Source organism: uncultured Methanospirillum sp., assembly GCF_963668415.2.
GTDB lineage: Archaea > Halobacteriota > Methanomicrobia > Methanomicrobiales > Methanospirillaceae > Methanospirillum.
Genome location: NZ_CAXXDL010000001.1, coordinates 17,102 through 38,109, shown reverse-complemented (window position 1 = coordinate 38,109; position 21,008 = coordinate 17,102). Strand labels below are relative to the sequence as shown.

The following is a 21,008-nucleotide window of genomic DNA, read 5'->3' as shown; positions in this document are numbered from 1 at the left end:
TGGAACAGGAACCTCATCCCGGTTAAGCAATAGCTGCTCTCCAAACACCACCTTTGAACTCCAGTGATCAAACGAATCAGGCTCAGAAAAAAGCCAGGGGTTCAGCCAGATCCAGATCAAAGCGAGAACATCCGGAATAAGAACCCACCACTCGAACTTTACCCGACTCCAGAACGCGAGGATCAGGAGAGGATGAGCAATATTGCGGGTAATTGCACTCAAAGGGTTAGCATGGCGTTACCAGGTTCTGTCATCCAGCCTGAAGAATGAAACGATAGTTCTCTTATATATACTCCCATTAGGGCTAATACGAAATTCTTTATTTCACAAAAGACCTGCCTAGTGTCAGATGTAAAAACAGACCTCCACTCTACTTAATATCCTTAAAGAACGTTCCTATGCACAAGGGGATAAAAATATGAGTGACGTCCTTTTATCACCAGATTTCTTTACATTCATCATTATCCCCCTCATGATATTTTGTGCCAGGATCTGTGATGTCTCAATCGGAACGGTAAAATACATCTTTATTTCTCGCGGTTTTAAAAATATAGCCCCATTTTTTGGCTTTTTTGAGGTGATAATCTGGCTCCTGGCAATTGGTCAGGTCATGAATAATATTACTAATCCAATCTGTTATATCGCATATGGAGGGGGATTTGCGACTGGCACATATATTGGGATGGTACTTGAAGAAAGAATGAAACTTGGACTTTGTATCATTCGGTTGATTACAGCCAAACCTGCCGAAGAATTTATACTCAAAATTCGTAAGCATGGATATGGGGTTACCAATATTGCTGCTCATGGAGCTCGTGGTGAGGTGACCCTCATATTTATGGTGGTTAAACGAACAAAAATATCACATCTAATCGGCTTAATCCGTGAATTTAATCCAAACGCATTCTTCACCATCGAGGATGTCAGGAGTGCATCAGAAGGAATCTTTCCTCGTGAACCGATTAATTACCCCTTCTCTTATTTTAAACGCCCATTTTCTCTTTTTGCCAAGAGAAAATAAAAGTCCCTCATGGAAATCACATTCATCGATCTTTGAATATTCACAACTCATAGGTTGATCCAAAGTCTTTATGATCCAAATATTACCTGATAACCTGTCAAATCTGACTATCAAATAATGAAACAATTTTATACTATTACTAGAAAAGAAGGTATGGCCACTTGCATTATGCTGATTCAATGTGGCATAAAACACCTGAACACACGATGGAGGGTTACATGCTGACACTCAACCGATCCATACTCCATCGATGAACATAAGGACCAAGGTAGAGTCAGAAGAAGACCGATCTCTCTGAATGCTCTACCCTTTATTCAATTCAATCTGCCTTCTCCTGTTTATTTCAGGTGTTGGTGTCATGTAATAGATATGGTGATCTCAATTTCTTTCCACAAGAGGATATTTTGATGGCCGGTTATCTCATGTTTGATCTGGTTTTTGCTCTCTTTTTCGTTGGGGCGGCAGGGTTTTGTATCTATTCGTACTTGTTGATCGTACAACAGAGAGAACAACAAAAAATGCTCTGTTCAATACAGTCCCTCCCCGCCATAGTATTAAAAAGTGTCCAGACTCCTGATCTGCCAGTTCCCGTGAAACGATATTTTCATTTGACTTGTATTGATCAGATAGAGCGTCTGCCATGTCTGGAAATTCAGATCTCCGGGGTATGGCGGCCGAAAAAAGGTTTGCCATCAATTCCAATTCATGGGAATATTTTCTATGCAATAAACAGGCCTTGTTTTTTGGAACTCCTCAGTTTTTCAACCTGGCCTCATATACTAAAAACTATTTTATTTAAACAATCTGTGAATGAAGGACAGATTGAAGAGAGATTCCTGTCAGTATTTTCGATTCGGAAAGAATCTGGATTCTATATCCAAAAGATGGGACTCTTGAAGTATTTCTTTGAAGCAGTCTGGTTTCCATGGATTTTTCGACCTTCATTGTACCTGAACTGGGAACCTATTGATGATTTGTGTGCTCGTTTTACGGTTTCTGACTCTTTAATTCCACTTAATTTTATTGTAAAATTTGATGAGTCCGGGCTAATTAAAGAGATGATCTCTGAATCGAGTATAGGTTTTTTTGATGACCTTACTCCTAATACTACATTTATAGCAATATATGGGGGGTATTGTGAGGTACGTGGTATGCTCATTCCTCGTGAGATAAAGATATTTAGAGATGATCGATGTGATGAAAACCTGTATCAACACCTTATCCTCGTCTCTTACCAAAATACTATGGTGTATGAAATAGCACTTTCAGATGAAAATTATAAGCCGATATGAGTATAAGGCCGATTATTTGAAGATGCTTCATAGAGGTAATTCCTCTTTTTAAGATTGTGTGTGATCATTCTCAATCTTATCCTGCATCTGGTCCTACATCGGTGATGTTACCTGTAGATTGATTCAAATGGTGTTGTATTCTGATCCTTCAATATAATTGTAATATTGGTTATTAAACCAGCAAACTATTAAATAATAAATATAATATTACATGAAAAGTCGTAGATCCAGTCTGTAGAATTTCCCTTTTAATTAGGGATCCGGATTTATGACCTGATGAACTGTGAAGAGACCAGAATGGATTTTTTTATACGACAATGTTATCAGAGAAGGCACGTACATTCAAAAAACCGGTTTCAGATTCAGAACATAAATCTCATTGGAAAGACTGGCAATGGCAGGTACAACATAGTATTGTAGATGTGAAAACCCTTGAACGGATGCTTGAGATCTCATTATCAGAAAAAGAGAGGGAAGAGATTCAGAAGACCATCCATATATTCCCAATGTCGATAACTCCATACTATCTTGCATTGATTGACAATGCTGATCCGTTTCATGATCCCATCTTCAAACAGGCTGTCCCCTCTGCCGGAGAGTTGATCATAGAAAATTATGATCTCCATGATCCTCTGAGTGAAGAGCTCGACAGCCCCTGTTCTCTGATCACTCATCGATATCCGGATCGGATTCTATTCCTCATCAGTAACTCCTGTGCCATGTACTGCCGTCATTGCACACGGAAAAGGAAGGTTGGAAAAATTTCATCAATGCCTTCAAAAGATGACTTTGAGAAGGCTTTTGAATACATCGAAAATCATCCTGAGATCCGTGATGTTCTTCTCTCTGGTGGAGATCCATTGATGCTACCAGATTCTCAATTGGATATGATCTTAAGCAGATTACGCAGGATTCCACATATTGAGATCATCAGAATCGGAACCCGGGTCCCCGTAGTCCTTCCATACCGGATAACAGATGAACTGGTAACTGTTCTTAAAAAACATCATCCACTCTGGCTCAACACACATTTTAATCATCCGCATGAATTTACCGATGCATCATGTGAGGCTCTTTCAAAACTAGCCAATGGAGGAATCCCTCTTGGAAATCAGTCAGTATTATTAGCAGGTGTAAATGACTGTCCAAACATCATGCGAAAACTCGTTCACGAACTGGTGAAAAACCGGGTCAGGCCATATTACCTCTTCCAATGTGATCTTGCTGAAGGACTCGCTCATTTTAGAACACCGGTAGGAAAAGGTACCGAAATTATTGAGAGCCTTATCGGACATACATCCGGTCTCGCTGTTCCGACATACGTGATCGATGCACCGGGAGGAGGAGGAAAAATTCCGGTTATGCCGCATTATCTCGTATCCTGGTCATCAAATAAAGTAGTTCTTCGCAATTACGAGGGGATGTTTTCAACGTATCAGGAACCTGATCAATACGAGCGACCAGCCTGCGATCTCCAGTGTGGGCAATGCAATCTTCAGCATTCAGGAGACAGTGGATATCTTATGAGAAGAGCACACGGAATTGAGGCGTTACTTTCAGATTATGAGAGTGAGATAACTATTCTCCCTGCAGATTCAGAGCGGGTAGCGAGGAGGCAGGATGGAGAATGATGCAATTTACCCAATCGGGAAAAGTTGTCTCCACCATGGATATCTGAATTACCGGATATATCTCATGAAATATCATCCTGATGATACTGAACTATTGATCAAACACATCATCGGGCTGCGAACAACATATGGATACACAAAATTAGTCCTTAAAATCCCTAAATCGTGTGAAAAACTATTCGCATGTTGCCATGGAACTCAGGAGGCTTGCATTCCCAATTTCTATCCCGATGACGATGCTCTATTCATTTCACGCTTTTATGATCCAGGCCGAAGTCTGGATGCAGCTTCTGATACCATACACACAATCCTTCAAGTTTGTAAAGAGAAAATTCATAGAACGACCTGTGTCTCTGAACAGATGCTCGTAAGACCGGCAAACCCTTCTGATGTTCATCTGATGGCTGCTCTCTATCACCACAATTTTTCAACATATCCGTTTCCGATCCATGATCCCGGTTACTTACTCGAAAGTATGAATCACGGGATTTCATTCTATGTCGGGGAACTCGACGAGCATATTGTTGCTCTTGGGTCATGTGAAGTTGATTCGTATGCATCAGCCGTTGAAATGAGTGATCTCGTGGTTGATCCCAGGAACCGTGGCTATGGACTATCAAAAGCAATCCTCCTTTACATGGAGAAACAGATGAAAGAGAATCAGATAAAAACATCATATACTATCTGCAGAGCCGAATCTGCACCGGTGAATCTGCTATTTGCAGGAGCGGAGTATACATATGGTGGAACCCTGGTGCAGAATACAAATATCTGTGGTAAGATTGAGAGTATGAATATCTGGTACAAACCACTATCTACATAATCCTATAATTTTTCCATTTTTGATGGATTCAATCTGAATCAGATCTCATGTATGTATCATAGATATTGGAATGGGATATCCTGTATGAGCAATATCTGGTGGATGAATCCCGGCTTTCTGGAATGCATCCCATGCATGCCTGGTAATATCTGATTTGAATTTAAATTCATGCCTGAGATCATTCACGTATGCTTTTACCAGAATTTTTCGATATATGGGATGATTCTCAACAAGAATAACATATGGGCGTGTTTCTGATATGTACACATACCTGGAGGTTATTACTGCTTCAGTGAGTAACCTTATTGCATCATCGACATTGGCATCATAAGATAAAAAGAGGTCCGTGATCACCATCATCTCGGCAGAGCCCGCATTTGCACTAGAGACTGCCTTACTCATGATTGCATAATTTGGAATTGCAACACGGCTATCTCCGGGAGTAACGATTATCGTTTGAATGATCCCGATATCAATAACTTCTCCGTAATAATCATCAATGGTAATTTTATCGCCGATTTGGTATGGTTTTTCAAGAATGATGATAAATCCTGCCACCAAATCTGCTACAAGATCCTTCAGTCCAAACCCGAGACCTGCACCGATAAGTCCTGAAAATACTGTCAACTCGGCGATTCCAAGAGTGATAAGTGGGGATACAATGAGATATACAGCGAAGAGATAGACAAAAATTTTCAGAATCGGTATGACCATTGAGAGGATATGCCGTTTTGTTCCGAGTTGCTCTGATAGAATTCGAAGTAGGAAGTCCATCCCCATAACGACTAAATATGCAAAAATTAGCACCAGAATACTTGAGATGATCCAGAATGGATCTGTTAAAATCTGGGCGAGATGAACCGGATTTGCTACTTCCGGGGTAATCCTAGTCAAATTTGTCAGATTCGTAAGAAGTGATGAAGTATTTGCCATAATTACCACACCATCCTGATACGTTTCATCTCTCTGGTTATGCCTGCAAGTGCAAGTGGTTCTATGGAGATCCGTTCACCTTCGAACGATATCAACCTCATATCACGCAATTTTAAGAGAATAAGATCCAGATTGAGATCATCAGGTATAACTGAAATCAGATCATGTATCTGCACATCTTCAAGTGCGATAATAAGCGAGAGTGTATACGCAGTTTCTGGATCAGATATGCCTGAAAGGGAAGGTGGAGTCAGTCTGCTCAATCTGATCTCCCAGGCATCAAGTGTATTTTCCCAGACTTTCCTAGCTATCCCCGGGTTCCCATTTGAAATTTGAGCGAGTCTCTCAAAGATGAGTTCGGCTGGTTCAATTTCATGCCCTTTTTTCCGAAGTAGTGCTGCAATGAGCCGTATACGCAATGAATAATACCAAAAACTAAATGGTATGTTAAGAAGAGGAATGGTGAATTTCTTTAACTTCTTAATAACCAGCAAACGTCTGGGAACCGGAGTATCTATTATATAAAAAACTGAACTTACCTGTTGGGAGAGAATAAACTCCTGAAGCTCCTGATTGGTCTTTTCCTTAAGTACGATTTGTGTCGGGAAGATGGATCCGATATCTTTGACCGCATGAAGATATCGCCAGGCATGAATATTCCATGTGGTTATCCAGATCTTTTCTTTTTGACAAAGAAGTTTGATGAATGAGTCAAGTACCTGAAACCCTCCGATTATACGGCGATAGAGAAACTGGCAATTTTCTACAATGACGATATCTGCATCCCCGGTATTCGTAAGGATAGAAATATCCTCAAGATAGGAGGTGAGGGTGATCTTCACCGTTCTACCTGGATGAATACATGAAACTTTCGAGACTATATCGTCTCTTCCTGCCATAAATTCAGATATTAAAGCGATATTGTGAATCTTTCCTGATACCCCCTCATCGATAGCATAGAGTAGCCGATCTGTTTCATGAGACCAGACCGTACTGATTGGCAGATTGCATCCCGATGAGTGTTCTTGTTCCATCGATACCATAGTAAGCATCCAATCTTTAAGATTGTACCTTCGCCTTCGTCGTGAATGGAAAACCTATACGTAATTGTTTGTATGGATAGATACTGGATGTGAATTACATTCAGGTTTCACATAATAATCCTCGTGATTACGCCATGGATCTTTTCCGGGGGAAGAGAATAAAACTGGACAAAGGGAGGGGCAGCCTTCTTCATAATTCCAAAGATCTTCCAGACCATCCGATCACTGATGATATTCTCCATACCATAGAAGATGGTCTTCTCTTCAATTCCACGCTCCCTGATAAGTGCCTCAATATCCAAAATTTCCATGTATCCTGTTTCTATTAGCAATCCTGAAAGACCTGGTGCACAATCCTCCAGGTAGGTTACCTTAACCCCAAAAGGATAATCCTTCATCCTGATGGACACAAGGATGTTATGTTTATATATTATCTCATTTTTGAAAAAAATCTGGCCGATATATGGTGAGATCTGGTGAATATCAGAGGTAAAATACAGGGCTGTTCCCGATATCTTGCACCTGCTCATATAGAGTTCCTTATATGCCGGAATAAACTCCTTCATGGGGATTGGTTTGAGTTTTACCCGTAACTTCTCCTGACCGCTGATAAATATAATAATTATCGTAAACGGGACTAATGCGAGAAGAAACGACCAGTATCCTCCATGAGGGAGTTTGGTCAGCGATGCAAGGAAAAAACTGAGATCGACACAGATCAATACACATGATATAAGTGATTTCAGAGGATCTCTCATAATCAGGAATATTAGAAGCAACATCATTGCTGATATCGTCATATCTCCGGCAACTGCAAGTCCATATGCCGCAGCCAGGTGCTCGGATGATCCGAACATACCCATCACTATCAGCACCGCTGCCATAAGGGCCCAATTCACGGCATCGATATAGATCTGGGAGTGAAGTTCTGATGACGTAAAATCGATCTTCAGCTTTGGAAGTATCCGGGTTGTCATTGCCTGGTATACAATCGAGAACATACCGCTGATCATGGCTTGTGATGCAATAATCGTGGCAACAACACTCAGCAAAAGAAATGGAATATACAAAGTACCAAGTTGATCAGAGACCATGTTGAAGAGGACCGTACTCATCGACCCATGCTGGATGACATACGCTCCCTGCCCCAGATAACTGAGCATCAATGCAGGAAAGACAAAATACCATCCTTTTACGATAGGTTCACGACCCAGGTGGCCCATGTCTGCATAGAGGGCTTCGCCACCAGTGATGCAGAGGATTACTGCAGAAAGGATAAAAAAAGCAGTCAATCCGTTATTAAGAAGAAATGAAAGTGCATAGTGTGGACTTAACGAGAAGAGCACCTGAGGTGTTCCAACGATTGAGATGATGCCGGTTATTGCAAGCATCGAAAACCAGATGAACATTACCGGACCAAAAGCCCAGGCGACCCGCTCTGTTCCCTTCTGCTGAATAAAGAAAAGTGAAATCGCAATAATTGCAGCAATACAGAGAAGAACAAATTCACTTATTCCTTCCAGACCTGGGACAAGTCTGATCCCTTCAACCGCAGAAAGGATGCTGATAGCGGGGGTGATCACACCATCACCCATGAAAAGACAGACTCCAATTATTGCAAGAAATGATACTACCGGGACGAGTGGTCCTTTTTTTAAGAGAGAGATAAGGATGCCTTTCAGAACGATGGTTCCTCCTTCACCCTTAAACCCGAGATTCATAGCCAGCCAGACATATTGGATGGATATAACAAGAATGAGACTCCAGAAAATGAGTGAGAGGACACCGAGAATATTATCTTCGGTAGGGAGAATCATCAAAAGAATTACTCCCATCGTATAGATCGGGCTGGTTCCGATATCTCCGAATACAAGGCCCAGGGATTTCAAAACTCTTGATGAATCCAGGGCATTCATACTTATCGTTTTTTAACAACTGTTAAATTACTTCTGGTTTAATGGTTATTTGTAACTAGTATATGTGGGCACTATCCTCTACAGTGTGTGTTAATACGCATATATCCAGGAAGGCATGTGAGATTACTCAGGAGTGAATATGTTCTCAATCCCGTCATTTGTCGCACCAACAAAACGGATCTTACTCATTGCAGTCGTTGTGGGAATCATTGCAGGAATTGGTTCACTTCTCTTTTTTGAGGGTCTGAAATGGGGGACTGCATTTTTTATGGGATATCTGCAGCACTATGCATACCCCCAGGAAGGTCAGACTGTAGCTGAGATTAGTCAGTGGTCTGGTCCACAATCTCTCACCCTGTTGATCCCGATTCTCTGTTTTGGAAGTCTTCTGACCGGAATCCTGGTAACCAGGTTTGCACCTGAAGCAGAAGGGCATGGAACCGATGCTGCAATCAAGGCTTTCCATGGCGAAGGAAAAATCCGCAGGAGGATTCCACTTTTAAAAGCACTCACAGCAATTCTCACCATCTCTACGGGAGGAAGTGCAGGAAGAGAAGGGCCATCAGCACAGATATCAGCAGGATTTGGATCAATGGTAGCTGAACTCCTCAATCTCACCCCGAGTGAGCGACGAATTGCACTCACAACCGGCATAGGGGCTGGCATCGGGACAATATTCAAGGCTCCCCTGGGAGGAGCCATACTTGCAGCCGAAGTACTCTATACCCGGGATTTTGAATCTGAAGCGATTGTTCCTGCATTTCTGGCTTCTATCATTGGGTACTCCATTTTCGGGTTATTCGAAGGATACTCACCAATATTTATTCTGACATCCCAGTGGTGGACCGTCTCACAGATTCCCATGTTTATCCTGCTCGGAATTCTGTGTGCAGGGTTTGGGCACCTGTACATCTTCACGTTCTATGGAGCTCGTGATACATTCTCTGATTTTTTTAAACGCCATAATCTCCCTGCGTTTTTAAAACCAGTATCCGGTGCTATCCTTCTGGGATTGATCGTAATAATTCTTGCAAAAATCTCTCCTGATGGGGAGATGCTTGGGCTTGCAAGCATGGGGTCGAGTTATGGATATACGCAACTCATGTTTTACTCCATGGTTCCACTTAGTGTCCTGATTCTTCTTCCTTTTATGAAGATTATCGCCACATCACTGACGCTTGGATCCGGGGGAAGTGGAGGAGTATTTGCCCCGGGACTGACAATCGGAGCAGCAATTGGGGGAGCACTTGGCACAATCCTGCATCTTGTAAATCCGGTTTATGTGCCGATTGAATCAGTTCCGGTGTTTGTAGTCGTTGGGATGATCTCTCTCTTCGGAGCAGTTGCAAATGCCCCGATTGCTGTGCTGATCATGGTTGTTGAGATGGTAGGGAGCATCACGATACTCGTCCCGGCCATGGCTGCTGTCGCAGTCTCAAATCTCCTGACCGGAGAAAACACCATCTTCAGGCAACAGGTTCAGACAAAAGCACAATCCGGAGCTCATCGTGGAGAATTTGATCGTGAAACTCTCGAAGGGATTGCAGTGAAAGATGCTATGTCTCCTGCATCAAAAGTGATAACTCTCTCTCCTGATGACTCTGTCTGTCTGGTCAGGAAATATATGGCTGAGACTGATCATACCGGGTATCCGGTGTTGGAAGATTCGCGACTCGTTGGAATAATTACGAATCATGATTTGAGAAATTCACTGATTAGTGAGGAGTTATCACAGATGATCAGGGATGTAATGACCACTCATCTTCACGTGGTTACTCCGGAGAGTACACTTGAGGATGCTCTTGTTGCCATGGTAACCTACTCAATCAACCATCTCCCTGTGGTGGAGTCTAAATCATCAGATCATCTTGTAGGTTTTCTTACCAGGACCGATATTCTAAAAACCTACTCACGATCCAGCCACAGTTGTAATATCCTGACAGTGGTGGACCAGAATGTATCATCCTGAATGTGAACAATCGATTATGAGGTTTTTGATGACCTCACACTTTCAATAATAATTATCAAAGAGGGAAATATATATATTGAAAAAGCCACAACTTTCATTGTCACTATCATTTGTGAAGAGCAACTGATGTGACTCCATCATTGGTACTGCTGATAGCGAACATGTTGATACTCTGACCCCCTCATATATTATTTTTTGAATGAAATTCAAATACGCACGGTATGTGAGAATCAAAGAAAAACGATATAATTTACGACCCCTCAAACGGGTTATAGCTGGATATCGTTGTACCGGTTTACAAGAATGGCACGATGGGCTCTAATAAAGTTCTCTGGGAAATGTGGAAATAGGGAAGAGTCATGGATGGTTTTCTGCTTGACCTGATCTTTCTCTGGATTGTCATTGCAGCAGGCTTTCTATTTTTTCTTCTCATCAGAGCAACCCAATATCCTCAGGAATTTCTTGCATTGTGTAATGAGATAGAAAAATCTCATGCTCCCCACAATAATGCGATTAAATTCCCTGTTCTTCCTTCATCTGTTGAACGTTATTTAAAGACATCTCAAATACATCCAGGTAACAAACCTGCTTTTGTTCACATTAAGTATACCGGGTATCACCGATTATACCCCCCGGCTGATCTGCTTCCCATTCATGGAGATATCTATTATTGCCTCTCCATGCCGGGATTCTATTCACAATCCCGTACCTGGATGAACCGGTTAATCTGGGCTGATATCAGTCACCGGTATTCGGTCAATGATGGGTATCTGATTGGAAAACTATTATCAGTATTCCCATTTTTATCGGCACGTGGTGTCAGGCTCAGCAAATTATGCCTCATCAGTTATTTCTGCGAAGCCGCCTGGTTTCCATGGATTTTTCGTTCTTCAAAGAACATCACATGGGAAGAGGTTGATGAGAGAACAGCAAGACTGCGTGTATCATATCATCCATTGATTGTTACACTAGATGTGCAGTTTAATTCTGACGGGTTTATCCAATCGATCTCATATCCAAGTAAACCCCGAAATCCGGGATGTATGGTTCATTCATGCACCCGTATCGTCTCTTATGAAGAATACAGTGTGATCCAAGGGGTTGGTATTCCCCGGAAGATAGTGGTAAAGCAGAAAAGCGCTCATCATGAACAGCCGGAGAAAGTCCTGAACCTGAAGAAGATCACGTTCCATTCAAAACTCCCGAATCAGTATACCTGAACAGATTAGTATTGATAAAAATGGTTTGTAAGGAAATGGGCTGTCTTACTGATACCAGTTACAGGAAATTCCCATACAGTGCAATCAGTATTATCGCAATAAAGGGAACTTGAATTATTGAATTCTTTGTAATCTGGGGAATGATCCGTGAGACCTGCCTTCCTATCTCCTGAAGTGTGATCTCATCATCCCAGAGGGTTGTTTCCTTACCTTTTAATCTGGTTATATCTCTGAAATCAAGGAGTATCTGCATCTCACCTGAAGACTCCCTGAAGAATGGAATCAGATAGCAATCAAGCCAGATATCACGAGACTGATATGAAAAGGATAACTCTACACGGTTACCAAGGCGGGTTCTCATAACTGAATCAAGGGTCACTCTCCAGAACTCCTGATCTCCCGGCAGAGGATTTTCTGATATATGGTTCCCTTTGAGTTCTTTACCGTCACAGCTGAAGAACATCTCGTATGCTTTGTTTACAAAGATATACTGCCTTTCAGCACTGAGGACAACAATCAGGTCTTTTGAAGCATTCAGAATATTTCTGACCAGTTCTTCACTTTTGATTAATGCATTTTCAAGGGTACGGATAGAGGTGATATCACGCATCGACTGAATTGCCCCGATGGTATTACCTTCAACATCCATTAAGGGTGAAGCCTTGACCCAAAAGACTACCTCTTTTCCGTCTTTACCTATTCCTTTTGTCTCAGCGGTCAGAACTCCGTCTTCCTTTGTCATATTTTGAAAATAACTTTTTATCTCGATATTATCGGGATCAAAGACAAAATCTGCAAGGATTGGTCGGCTGTAACCAAAGATTGAGGGTGTGAAGAGTGATCGTTCTTTTCCGATAACATGCTCTGATCTGACTCCTGTCATCTCTTCCATCGCTTTATTCCATAAGATGACCCGACGATCAGTGTCGATCACAAAGGTGGGATCAGGAAGGTGATTGATCACTTCAGAAAGGCCATGTTCTGACTCTTTCAGCTTTCGCTCTGACTGGACCCTATCGGTAGTATCAGTACCGATGCATAGTATCTCTGGAGATGAGCGTTCATGAGGTGCAATCACCTTAAATGTCCAGGATATCCAGATGGGCTGGCTCTCAACAGAGTACTCGATCTCTCTCTTCTTTATCAGGTTCGGCGTTGTGAGAAGCGAATCAATCAGAGAATCTGCAAAATCCTGCATGTCAGGGGTATCTGGTATGCATACACCTTTCAGAAAATATTTTTTCTCCGGAGAATCTATTCCAAGGACTTTTGCAGCGAGGGAGTTACTGAAGATCAATTCACCTACAGATGAAAATTTGAGGATTAGATCGGTTGAGTTTTCCACCAGTTGTTCATACTGATGCTTACTTAGTTCAAGTTCTTCTCTGACCCTTTTGTATCTGGTATTCTCTTCACCAAGTTTTTTATTGACTTTCTCAAGTTCGGTTGTACGCTCCTTGACAAGTTCCTCCATGTTTGTCAGGGTATTCTTGAGTTCAGTAATATCTTCGAGAATGATAATTATTCCTCTCGATCCCTGCTCAAAGAGGGTGGGGATTATTCTGATGTAGAAATGGGTAACTGCATCAGGACGGGTAATGTCTTCTTCTAAAAATTGAGGCTCACCGTTCATCGCCTGATTGAGGAGATCAAGCCGGGCTTCACTCACATATTCACCGAGAGGACTATACCTGATATCTCTACCGATTAGATCCTCTGCAGACAACTGGAAGAACTCCAGGAATGATTCATTTACCAGCTTGACCACAAAAGAATCATCAAGCATCAGGATCGGATGGGGAAGCAGGGAGAGAAGGTTGTTGATCGGGACACGTTCTGCCAGGGTATATACTTTAGCTGGACCGTATGGCCGAGACTCTATCTGTCCAGTCTGCTCCATAGCATTCAGATATTTTGCAGTAGTTGTTCTGCTAATGGAGAGATTGGTAGAGATCTCTTCTATACTTAATCCCTTTGAGTAGGTCCGAAGCAGATCCCGAATATCGTTTTGAATTCCCTCTACAGGGGTTCGTGCCATTCTACTCACTGGTTCAGCGTATGATAAGATAAACCATCTGAAGTTCAGATCTACAATTGGTCACTACTAATGATAATCACACATAAGCAACTCATTATATTATAATTGCAAACTAGTAGTTTGTCTCATCACTTCCTTGGTGATATGACACATTAGCTGCAAACGAGGACCTCATCATTTTTCCAACCCATGAGGTCAATCCTCCACATATTTTTTGGAGTCTTCCATGTCAACCAGGTACTTTAATTCAATACATGAGTCTCCCCTGAGTGAGATTCTTGATCCTGACCAGGTATCAAAATTAGAATCTGTTGAACGAGTGTATCCGTTCAGGTCCAATGAGTATTATCTCTCTTTGATCGACCACAAAAATCCGTGTGATCCGATCAAACGAATCATCCTTCCGGATCCGCAGGAACTCACAAAAACGGGGACACTTGATCCATCAGGCGAGGAGGGGTATACCCCGATTCCCGGCGTTCAGCATAAATATCCCCAGACAGCCCTGCTTCTGGTAAGTAATACCTGTGCAGGTATCTGCAGGTTTTGTTTCCGGAAGCGGTTATTCACCGGGGAAAATCCTCCTCCAACCTGCGATATAAATAAGACCATCGATTACCTGCAGGCGCAACCTGATCTGACTGATGTTCTCCTCTCTGGAGGGGATCCCCTGATGCTTGATGCATCAAAACTTGATACTATTCTGAGCAGAGTCCGGGAGTTACCCTCAAAACCCATCATCAGAATCGGCACCAAGGTCCCTGCGTATGATCCACACCGGATAACTGATACTTCAGATATCTGTGATGTACTTGCTAAACATGCAACACCGGAAGAGAAGATCTATCTTATCAGCCATTTTAATCATCCACATGAGGTGACAGATAGTTCGAAATCTGCTATCTCTGCCCTGAAAAAAACCGGTGCAGAACTTACTAATCAGACTCCAATTCTTGAGGGGGTTAATAATAATCCTGAAGTTATGGCATTGCTCTTCAAAAATCTTTCCAAACTCGGAGTCCCCCCATATTACGTCTTTCAATGTCGGCCCACTTCCGGAAACCATCATCTTACTGTCCCAATTGAGCAGGCCATGCATGTTATTCATGAAGCACAGGCGTGTTGTTCCGGTCTTGCAAAACGTGCACGGTACATTATGTCTCACAAATCAGGAAAAATTGAGATCGTTGGAAAAACCAGCAAACATATTTTCATGAAGTATCACCAAGCTGCCTCCCTGTCAGATCTGAACAGTATGCTTGTATTCAAACCTAACCCACGAGCCAGATGGCTTGAAGATTATCAGCATAGACTTACTGATATGGTTCCAAAGATGACCTGGCTCTTTTAATCAGGCATTATTTTTTAGTTTTTAATATCGAGATATACTATAACGAAACTAAACCACAATTGATCTATTTTGATAAAACAATGGAAGAGTTATTTATTTCACCCGAATTTCAGATGAGCCTGCTCCTGTTTGTTGCCCTGGCCGGATATCTTATTGCATCACGAATTAATCAGTCTGCAGTTATTGGACTGATATTTGTCGGGATTCTGGTTGGTCCGAGTGCACTTGGATGGATTCAGTATACCGATTTTGTGAGCAGTCTTGCTCATTTGGGAGCAGTGATCCTGCTCTTTGTGATAGGATTGGAATTTAAACTGCACGAGATTATGCAGATCCGAAATGGGATAATTGCCCTTGTTGGTGTTATTATTCCCTGGATCGGAGGATATGGTATTTCAGTTCTCTTCGGATACTCCGGAACCAGTGCAATCTTTATCGGAACAGCACTCACCGCGACGAGTATTGCTATTACTGCAAATGTGCTTCAGGAACTTGACCAACTCCAGACAAATGCAGCAAAAGCGATCATTGGGGCAGCAGTTATCGATGATATTCTGAGCCTGCTTGCACTTGCGATAAGTAACGAAGCTGCAAGTGGATCTGTATCCGGAACATCAATCGCACTTATGGCCATCAAAGCGGTGGCATTTGTTATTATTGGAGCTGTAGCAGGGGTTCTGATCATCTCCCGGTTTATTGAATATGTGGATGAAACCTCCTTTGCCGGAAAATACCCCGAGTTCACCTTCATATTTGCTATGATGATGGCATTTGTGTATGGAATACTCGCTGAATTGGTAGGGCTATCAGCAATTGTCGGTGCGTTTATCGCCGGTGTTTCATTTAATGAGATAAAACTGAAACAGGGTCATGATCTAAAAGAAGGAGCAGGGTACCTGCAGATCATTTTTGCCTCAATCTTCTTTGTGTCTCTCGGAATTATGGTTGACCTAAAGGCGGTGACTTCTGAGATTATCATATTCCTTGTTGTATTGACCATAATTGCAGTGGTGACCAAAGTTATTGGGTGTGGAATTCCAGCCTACTTATGTGGAATGAATCTGAAAGACTCACTTGTGGTCGGATTTGGCATGGCTCCACGGGGGGAGGTGGCTATGATTGTTGCATTAATCGGCCTGCAGGAAGGGGTCATTGATCAGGGGGTGTATGTCACTATCATCATCATGAGCCTGCTTACCACCATACTGACTCCGTTAATCTACCGGAACTGTTTCTTTAGAGAGTGTAAGGGGGAGGCAGATATCTCATAACTTTTTGCGTGAAAAATCAATTTAGACTCAGATCGTCTACATCAACGTATGATATCGGAGGTTCGAAAAAGAGATTAACCGAGATGAATCCGACATTAGGTACTAAAAATTCACACGAAATATTTTTCAACATTCTGACCCAATAATTGCCATATTTCCCGCATTTTATCTGTATAAATTACTATTCTACAAACCACATTCCTTCCGTATTGTTCTTTGAGCTTCCGAACCCTACGATATAACTGGAATATCCCTTTAGCAGACGGTTTTGCCGTTGGCTTTCCTGTTTTTTTCCATACTGCTTATTGTTTTTATCGAATACCTCTCGTACCATCCACTCAGCAAAGATGTATCTATAAACGACAGATCACCATGATCATTGACAATGTCGCAATAGGGTTTTCATTTTCCAAAAATGTATCAACCATGTGGACTGAGTCATCCTTGAGAAATCTGAAACCTTCCTCCACTTTACTCTGTTCCTTGAAATATTGTAAGAATTCATCAGGTGAAAGTGAGAGGTCATTCGATGCCAAAATTAACCTTCCCATCCGGCTTCTTTCCTGATCGAAAATCTGCTTGTTATATACGAGCGTACAGGTAGGATAGACCCTCCATACAGGTTCCTCTCCTTTTTTCGGTCTTCCACGTGCTCCATTTTTTTCTTTGATTTTCTACCTTGAACCCGATTTCAGTTGCCTCGTATCGTGGGTGTTTTCCGATCCATCTCTCAATAGATAATCTGGAATATTCTTCGCACGAGAAATCTTGGCTCTTCTGCATTTCAGGTGGGTAAATTAAACCTAACCTGCCATATTGCAGAAAAATCATGGCAATAAAGTTATCGATATTTGGGTATCCTCTACCACTTCTCTTCAGCATCTGAATTTTCCCATTTATTGCCTCAACAATTCCATTACTGAAGCCGTTCGGTTACACTATCTTCGAAGTAGTCAGGCATTATATATTACCGACACTCAACGAATCCAAGGCAGTTTAACAGAAGGGTTTTGATTGCTATACTGTGGCTTATTTTATGCCCTAGTTTTTTGGGAATGTTTTTTTGTCAATTGTTTTGACAATCTTCAGATCATCGATCAGTCCGGTAATAAGTCCTAGATGAAAAACAGTTACTATTGAACCGTCTATTATGACCATTATTCAATTAAAGGTCAATATCCTGATATTTAAGATTTCGGTACAAATCTCTATCGAATTATCATTGTAACTGCCGAGTCACGGATCGATCTCTTCTTCTGACATATCTTCCCAGAGTCAGATCATCCGGTCCAGAAACCAGAGTATTCCCAGATAGATAAATACTGCTACCTGTCCGGTTATGATTGTAAAATAATAGATACTAATTCTGACATCAATTGAGATCAAAACTGGTGCTTAAGATCAATCTGATAATCAATTCTCCATTTTCACCATTACTGGTCAACTCGATTATCATTCTCGCATTCAGAAACCACCGCACATGTCACTCTCTTCAAAGCCTGCATACTCTTCTCCCAGAGCTCCGGATGTATCCCTCTTAACGAAGAAACAAGTTCTTCCAGATGAATAATCCCGGCTTTCTCCTTATCGCACGTCTTCCCAAACCGGGGAGCCCGGCAGTTATGACAGATGGAGAGGGCAAACCGGTTCATTGCCTCCTGGTCAAATACCTGCCCGTTCAGTTCACGGGCTGCAGCATCTGTTGATCCACATGGCGATCTGCGGATCGGCTGGCACCATACAATCCGCTCCCCATCCAGGAGTACATGAAAGACAGGCCTGCCAAACACCTTCGCATAGTCGTTGATCTGCCAGAACTTCGTGTTCGGAAGGAGAGAACACATCGTCTCCGGACCGATTACTGCCTGATTACATTCCCGAGCCTGGGCGATAAATCCCGGACCTAAGTTCACACCGAGGAGAACCGGGACACCGGTTTTCACCAGTTCCATTGCGATGTCGGGATGCCGAAGATACGAGAGGTAGAGATCGCAGGAAGGGATCGAAAGATCAATATCATCCACAACCAGTGAGGAGGGAAATGGGAGAGGAATCCAAACGGTTGAAAACCGTGTTCTGATCTGCTCATACGCCCGTTCCCCATACTGGCCATCACTCACAATCCCGATCTTCACTCTATCAGATTGTACATAAAGAGGCTATTTTAATAAATATTGATCTCTTTCCCGAACTTCATTCCGCCTCAAAAAATATCTACCAACTCTTGAAATGCCGCAATATTTAAGGAATGGATAGAAATTCCTTTACTGGTTTTTATGACCCGGTTCGTTCGCATAATCATATTCTTCCTGACATTGTTCATTCTTTCAGGAATTGCTACCAGTGCTACCCTGAATGAACCCTTGATTAATCAGTCGATTCCACGGAATCTCTCTGAAGTGGTCGAGGTTCCTGATGTTCAGTCCATACTCACCAATCCGACACAATATTACGGAAAGACGATATCGCTCAAAGCAGTGGTTTCAATGACCTATCCAGAAAAAAAGCAGTTCAACATGGCTGACCGGGTCGGCTGTTCTCTCTGTACCGCAAAGAATGCGAAAAATTCTGTCATAATCTCGTATGCCGGAGAGATCCCAAAATACCTTGATATCATCCAGATAACAGGAGAAGTAATCCCTGAGAAGAACAAAGGGTATCATATCAATGCTACCACCGTAAAAAAGTAGAACGATGGTTTTTTCATGTACACTTTTTCTAATCTCGTGATATCTCACGCTTCAGCGCAATTTATCGCTACATCCCCGGGTTTCAGTATCTTCAAACCATAAGTATTTACATGATTTCAATTAATACTGAGTTAGTTCACTATTGTGACGCATACGGATGAATCAATATGTCTGCATTAAAACGACTGTCCTTCCTTGACACATATCTGACGCTCTGGATATTTCTGGCAATGATTATCGGAATTGCGATTGGGTACTTTGCACCAGCAGCTCCAGCCTTCATTACCAGCCTCTCGGTTGGGACTACCTCGATCCCTATCGCAATCGGTCTGATACTCATGATGTATCCTCCTCTGGCAAAGGTCAGGTACGAAGAACTCCATCTGGTATTCAAGGACAGAAAAGTCCTTGGACTCTCGCTTGTTCAGAACTGGATCATCGGCCCGATTCTAATGTTTCTTCTGGCAATACTTTTCCTCCGTGATCAGCCGCTCCTCATGTACGGTCTCATCCTTGTCGGGATAGCCCGGTGCATCGCGATGGTTATTGTATGGAACGACCTTGCCGGAGGAGACTGCGAATATTGTGCCGCCATCGTAGGATTGAACTCAATCTTCCAGGTCCTGTTCTTCTCCCTGTATGCATGGGTTTTCATCACCGTGCTTCCCCCGATCTTTGGGATCACAGGCACATCTGTATCGATCACAATGGTTGAGATAGCCATCAGTGTGTTTATCTATCTCGGCATTCCGTTTCTTGCCGGACTATTCAGCAGGATTATCCTCATAAAAAAGAAAGGAAAAACCTGGTATGAGACGGTCTTCATCCCAAGAATATCCCCAATCACCCTCATCGCTCTGCTCTTTACGATCATTGTTATGTTCTCCCTGAAAGGAGAATACATCATAACCGTCCCGTTCGATGTCATCAGGGTTGCTGTCCCTCTGGTCTGCTACTTCCTGATCATGTTCATGGCTACCTTCTGGATGAGCTGGAAAGCAGGCGTTGATTACCAGAAAACTGCAACCCTTTCATTTACTGCAGCTTCGAACAACTTCGAACTTGCAATCGCGGTTGCCATTGCCGTATTCGGGATTGCTTCACCGGTAGCCTTTGCTACCGTCATCGGCCCCCTGGTAGAAGTTCCGGTGCTTATCAGCCTGGTCAACGTTGCTCTCTATCTGAAGGGAAAATGGTATGGGAAGGAGTCAGGAGGAGAATGCCATAATCCACTCACATGATGTTGTGAATCGCGAACACCCAAGAATTCGGGGAGTAATTTCCCACTCTCTTGAGAATTTGTAAAAAAATCTCAAAACAGGAACCCCCCTCTTTTCTGTGGTAATAAAAAGAGAAAGCAGAAGATTTCAATTACTGTCGAAGTTTCAAATCTTGAATCTGCCCATCTGATGATTTCATCTCTGGTTGATCTGAAGGCCTGGCGAATTTCATCGGGTGTACCCGTTGCACTGGATGGATCGGTAAATCCTTGATGAATTGTTCTATTTGCTCCTGGAATGACCGGACAGGCAGCACGTGCTCCATCACATACGGTAAATACAATATCCATATCCATGTCGAAAAATTCTATTAGAGCTTTTGATCTCTGATTCGATATATCGATCCCGATCTCTTGCATGACAGCAATAGCCTCCGGGTGAACCCGGGTTACTTCGGTTCCGGCACTATATGCCTCGTATCGATCACCATATTTTTCCCGGAGATACCCTTCAGCCATTTGAGATCGGGCGGAATTGTGTGTACAGATGAAGAGAACCTTCAGTTTTTCCATGAAGTCTTCTTCACTTCA

At 42.4% G+C, this 21,008-nt stretch carries 17 protein-coding genes and 1 pseudogene; 10 read left to right on the top strand and 8 right to left on the bottom strand.

Annotation, left to right across the window (positions count from 1 at the left end; genetic code table 11):
- Positions 1–21: 21 nt before the first annotated feature.
- Positions 22–222 (bottom strand): annotated as a pseudogene (locus ACHZA2_RS00205) (DUF6653 family protein); the annotation flags it as partial.
- A 196-nt stretch (positions 223–418) separates the two neighbouring features.
- Between ACHZA2_RS00205 and ACHZA2_RS00200 the strand changes: the two are divergent.
- The 4 genes from ACHZA2_RS00200 to ablB all read left to right on the top strand — a co-directional run bounded on the left by ACHZA2_RS00200 (position 419) and on the right by ablB (position 4,767).
- Positions 419–1,021 carry a DUF2179 domain-containing protein gene (locus ACHZA2_RS00200; RefSeq protein ID WP_319578014.1) on the top strand — a complete coding sequence of 201 codons (603 nt, stop codon included), beginning with the start codon at positions 419–421 and terminating at the stop codon, positions 1,019–1,021.
- Between the two features lie 407 nt (positions 1,022–1,428).
- The gene (locus ACHZA2_RS00195; RefSeq protein WP_319578013.1) at positions 1,429–2,313 is read left to right on the top strand and encodes a DUF6544 family protein; all 885 of its coding nucleotides are present in this window, start codon (positions 1,429–1,431) and stop codon (positions 2,311–2,313) included.
- 317 nt (positions 2,314–2,630) lie between these two features.
- Entirely contained in the window at positions 2,631–3,944 is a 1,314-nt protein-coding gene (gene ablA, locus ACHZA2_RS00190; protein ID WP_319578012.1) for a lysine 2,3-aminomutase, read from the top strand.
- A complete protein-coding gene (ablB, locus tag ACHZA2_RS00185; RefSeq protein ID WP_319578011.1) occupies positions 3,934–4,767 on the top strand; it encodes a putative beta-lysine N-acetyltransferase in 834 nt (277 codons plus the stop codon). Before ablA ends, ablB begins: the two co-directional genes overlap by 11 nt.
- 45 nt (positions 4,768–4,812) lie before the next feature.
- On the opposite strand, the gene ACHZA2_RS00180 is transcribed toward ablB, so the two are convergent.
- From ACHZA2_RS00180 to ACHZA2_RS00170, 3 genes are all read right to left on the bottom strand, one after another.
- On the bottom strand, positions 4,813–5,700 hold the full coding sequence (locus tag ACHZA2_RS00180; RefSeq protein WP_319578010.1) for a mechanosensitive ion channel domain-containing protein: 888 nt from the start codon (positions 5,698–5,700) through the stop codon (positions 4,813–4,815).
- A 2-nt stretch (positions 5,701–5,702) separates the two neighbouring features.
- Positions 5,703–6,734 (bottom strand): hypothetical protein, encoded by a 1,032-nt coding sequence (locus ACHZA2_RS00175; protein WP_319578009.1) that lies wholly within the window; start codon positions 6,732–6,734, stop codon positions 5,703–5,705.
- Between the two features lie 116 nt (positions 6,735–6,850).
- Positions 6,851–8,659: a KUP/HAK/KT family potassium transporter gene (locus tag ACHZA2_RS00170; protein ID WP_319578008.1), complete on the bottom strand. Its 1,809-nt coding sequence runs from the start codon at positions 8,657–8,659 to the stop codon at positions 6,851–6,853.
- A 139-nt stretch (positions 8,660–8,798) separates the two neighbouring features.
- Between ACHZA2_RS00170 and ACHZA2_RS00165 the strand changes: the two genes are divergently transcribed.
- Positions 8,799–10,628, top strand: coding sequence for a chloride channel protein (locus ACHZA2_RS00165; RefSeq protein ID WP_319578007.1), 1,830 nt, complete (start codon positions 8,799–8,801; stop codon positions 10,626–10,628).
- 359 nt (positions 10,629–10,987) lie between these two features.
- The gene (locus ACHZA2_RS00160; RefSeq protein ID WP_319578006.1) at positions 10,988–11,848 is read left to right on the top strand and encodes a DUF6544 family protein; all 861 of its coding nucleotides are present in this window, start codon (positions 10,988–10,990) and stop codon (positions 11,846–11,848) included.
- Positions 11,849–11,906: 58 nt separating this feature from the next.
- Here ACHZA2_RS00160 and ACHZA2_RS00155 read toward each other — a convergent pair whose 3' ends face one another.
- Positions 11,907–13,886, bottom strand: a complete 1,980-nt coding sequence (locus ACHZA2_RS00155) for a PAS domain S-box protein (RefSeq protein WP_319578005.1) — start codon at positions 13,884–13,886, stop codon at positions 11,907–11,909.
- Positions 13,887–14,112: 226 nt separating this feature from the next.
- Between ACHZA2_RS00155 and ACHZA2_RS00150 the strand changes: the two genes are divergently transcribed.
- Together ACHZA2_RS00150 and ACHZA2_RS00145 are read left to right on the top strand one after the other, a co-directional pair.
- Positions 14,113–15,237, top strand: a complete 1,125-nt coding sequence (locus ACHZA2_RS00150; RefSeq protein WP_319578004.1) for a KamA family radical SAM protein — start codon at positions 14,113–14,115, stop codon at positions 15,235–15,237.
- Positions 15,238–15,317: 80 nt separating this feature from the next.
- Complete coding sequence (locus ACHZA2_RS00145) at positions 15,318–16,508, top strand: cation:proton antiporter (RefSeq protein ID WP_319578003.1); 1,191 nt, start codon at positions 15,318–15,320, stop codon at positions 16,506–16,508.
- A gap of 582 nt (positions 16,509–17,090) precedes the next feature.
- Here the strand turns inward: ACHZA2_RS00145 and ACHZA2_RS00140 are convergent.
- Together ACHZA2_RS00140 and ACHZA2_RS00135 are read right to left on the bottom strand one after the other, a co-directional pair.
- Positions 17,091–17,420 (bottom strand): transposase, encoded by a 330-nt coding sequence (locus ACHZA2_RS00140; protein WP_324292174.1) that lies wholly within the window; start codon positions 17,418–17,420, stop codon positions 17,091–17,093.
- Positions 17,421–17,941: 521 nt separating this feature from the next.
- Positions 17,942–18,643 carry a DUF166 family protein gene (locus tag ACHZA2_RS00135; RefSeq protein ID WP_394698441.1) on the bottom strand — a complete coding sequence of 234 codons (702 nt, stop codon included), beginning with the start codon at positions 18,641–18,643 and terminating at the stop codon, positions 17,942–17,944.
- Positions 18,644–18,784: 141 nt separating this feature from the next.
- Between ACHZA2_RS00135 and ACHZA2_RS00130 the strand changes: the two genes are divergently transcribed.
- Positions 18,785–19,198 (top strand): hypothetical protein, encoded by a 414-nt coding sequence (locus tag ACHZA2_RS00130; protein WP_319578001.1) that lies wholly within the window; start codon positions 18,785–18,787, stop codon positions 19,196–19,198.
- Positions 19,199–19,365: 167 nt separating this feature from the next.
- Positions 19,366–20,439, top strand: a complete 1,074-nt coding sequence (arsB, locus tag ACHZA2_RS00125; protein WP_319578000.1) for an ACR3 family arsenite efflux transporter — start codon at positions 19,366–19,368, stop codon at positions 20,437–20,439.
- Positions 20,440–20,510: 71 nt separating this feature from the next.
- On the opposite strand, the gene ACHZA2_RS00120 is transcribed toward arsB, so the two are convergent.
- The gene (locus ACHZA2_RS00120) at positions 20,511–20,990 is read right to left on the bottom strand and encodes an arsenate reductase ArsC (protein WP_319577999.1); all 480 of its coding nucleotides are present in this window, start codon (positions 20,988–20,990) and stop codon (positions 20,511–20,513) included.
- Positions 20,991–21,008 lie beyond the last annotated feature (18 nt).